Origin of the sequence: Streptomyces sp. NPDC059456, from assembly GCF_042750055.1 — a bacterium.
GTDB lineage: Bacteria > Actinomycetota > Actinomycetes > Streptomycetales > Streptomycetaceae > Streptomyces.
Genome location: NZ_JBHYVA010000958.1, coordinates 1 through 2,408, shown reverse-complemented (window position 1 = coordinate 2,408; position 2,408 = coordinate 1). Strand labels below are relative to the sequence as shown.

General features: G+C 76.7%; 4 protein-coding genes. 1 reads left to right on the top strand and 3 read right to left on the bottom strand.

Translation table 11 applies throughout. The features are described 5' to 3' along the window. Nucleotides 1–348: GntR family transcriptional regulator (locus ACFXA3_RS41050; RefSeq protein ID WP_385196351.1), on the bottom strand; the 348-nt coding region annotated here is incomplete at its 3' end. A gap of 114 nt (nt 349–462) precedes the next feature. Continuing rightward, complete coding sequence (locus tag ACFXA3_RS41045) at nt 463–834, bottom strand: ArsC/Spx/MgsR family protein (RefSeq protein WP_385196349.1); 372 nt, start codon at nt 832–834, stop codon at nt 463–465. Nucleotides 835–942: 108 nt separating this feature from the next. On the opposite strand from ACFXA3_RS41045, the gene ACFXA3_RS41040 reads away from it, so the two are divergent. After that, nucleotides 943–1,200, top strand: coding sequence for a hypothetical protein (locus ACFXA3_RS41040; protein ID WP_054225542.1), 258 nt, complete (start codon nt 943–945; stop codon nt 1,198–1,200). 77 nt (nt 1,201–1,277) lie between these two features. Here the strand turns inward: ACFXA3_RS41040 and ACFXA3_RS41035 are convergent. Then, on the bottom strand, nt 1,278–2,408 hold a 1,131-nt coding region (locus tag ACFXA3_RS41035), incomplete at its 5' end, for a PP2C family protein-serine/threonine phosphatase (protein WP_385196346.1).

Sequence of the window (2,408 nt, the reverse complement as noted above, 5' to 3'; positions counted from 1 at the left end):
CGGGGCGGGGGGGACGGCCACCCCCTCGGCGACACGGGTGCCGGAGCCCTGCCGGGCGGTGAACCAGCCCTCGGCCACCAGCTCGGCGTACGCGTCGGCCACGGCGTTGCGGGCCAGCCCGAGGTCGGCGGCCAGTGCCCGGTACGGCGGCAGCCGGGTCCCCGCGGGGAGCCGGCCGCTGCGCACGGCGTCCCGCAGGGCCCGGGCCAGGACGGCCCGCCGCGCTCCGTGCGGGGGAAGCTCGAGGTGCAGGTCGGCCCCGCCGGAGCCGGTAGCGGAATCGGCTCCGGAGCCGCTGCCTGATCCGGTGCCCGCGGCGGACGCGGGGGCGGTGTCGTCGGACGTCATACGGGGGAGCGTAGGCGCCCGTGCCTGACCGCCCACGGGCACCGCCCGGACCGCCCACGGGCACCGCCGGGGCCGCGCACGGGCACCGCCAGGGCGCCGGGCGGGCCGGACGGTTCAGGCCCGGCGGGACAGGGCCTCGCGGACCGCCTCCTCCGAGCGGCCGATCACCGCCGTGCCGTCCTGCGCCGTGATGATCGGGCGCTGGATCAGCTTCGGGTGCGCCGCCAGGTGGGCGATCCAGAGCCCGCGGGCCGCGTCCGTCTCCTCGCGCGGCAGGTCCCGTACGCCGGTCTCCTTCGCGAGCGGGTCCGAGGTGCGCGTGATGTCCCACGGCTCCAGGCCGAGACGGCCCAGGACCTCGCGGATCTCGGCCTCGCCCGGTACGTCCTCCAGGTAGCGGCGCACCGTGTAGTCGGCCCCCTCCGCGTCCAGCAGGGTCAGTGCGCTGCGGCACTTCGAACAGGCGGGATTGATCCAGATCTCCATGGTCCGAAAGCCTATCCGGAGCCTGTCCGGCCAGGGGCTTCTGTCAGTGCTCCCCGGTAAAATCGAAGGAGAACGACAGGAAGCCAACTACCGTTTGGGAGGCTGTAGATGGCCACTGCCATGACCGCTGGGCCCGTCAAGAAGAAGCCGCTTCCGGCGGGCCTGCCCCGCGAGTGGTACGAGAGCCACAACCGCCGGCTGAAGGCGATGCGGCTGGCGATATCCCTGCTCGACTCGGGGACGTACGACGCCCGCCGCGCGACCAACCGGAAGATCCGCACGATGGCGGTCCGCACGGGCATCCACCGCCCGTCGAACGTCACGTGCAAGATGGTCCGCGCCTTCATCATCAGCAACGGAGCCTGAGCGCCACACCGCGCCCCACCGCACCGCCCGGCCGGGCCTGCCCGACGCGTCCGGCCCGACGCGTCCGGCCCGGCCGGTCACCGGCCGCCGTCCGCGGCGTCCGCGAGGGACAGCACCAGCAGGGCCACGTCGTCGCGCGGGCCGCCGTCCGTGAACTTCACCAGGTCCTGCCACACCGCCCCGACCAGCCCCTCCGGATCCTTGGCCAGGCCCGGGACCCGGGCCGCCAGCGGGTAGAAATCGCCCGCCGCGTCCCGGGCCTCGGTGACCCCGTCCGTGTGCGCGAGCAGCCGGTCGCCGGGCAGCAGCGGTACGGCGGCGACCACCGCGAGCTCCGCCCCGGCCAGCCCGAGCCCCAGCGGCGGGCCCGGCTCCACGGCCACCTCCGACACGGTCGAGGCCCGCAGCAGCAGCGCCGGCGGATGCCCGCACGAGACGATCCGCACGAGCTCCAGCCCGGGCGGGAACTCCAGCAGCAGCGCCGTCGCGAACAGCTCCGGATGGCCGACGGAACGGTCCTGCGGGGCGCCCGGCTCGCCCCGGAAGAACGGCTCCGGCCGGTCCTCGGGGTCCGGCCGGTCGTCCGGTCCCGCCCGCGCCGGATCCGCCGGGTCCGCCGGATCGGCCGGGTCCGCCGGGTCCGCCGGGCCCGCGGCGTCGGCCAGCAGCCTGCGGTCCAGCCGGGCCGCCACGCCCGCCAGCTCCGGATCGTCCAGCACCCCCTCGCGGAAGGCGCCGAGCAGCGCGGCCACCGTGCCGACCGCCGCCAGGCCGTGCCCCTGCACGTCCGCGACCAGGGCCCGCACCCCGTACGGCCCGGCCCGTACGTCGTACAGGTCGCCGCCGACCAGGGTGCCGCGCTGGGCCGCCCGGTACAGCCCGGCGCAGCGCACCGGGCCGACCCGGTCCGGCACCGGCGGCAGGACCGCCAGCTGTGCCGCCTCCGCGACGGTCCGCACGCTGACCAGCTGCGCGTCGCGGCGCTTGCGGACCCAGGCGATCACCACGCTGAGCAGCCCGATCGCGGCCACGGTGGCCAGGTCCGCGCCCCGCGGGTGCGCGGATCCGGCGAACGGCGCGCTGAGCAGCGCGAGCACGATCCCGGCGAAGACGGCGGTGCCGGCGGCCCCGTAGGCGACGGCGGCCACCGGGGGCAGCCCGGCCAGGAAGAAGCCCACCTCCGCTTCGCCCTGCGTCAGCCGCTGTAC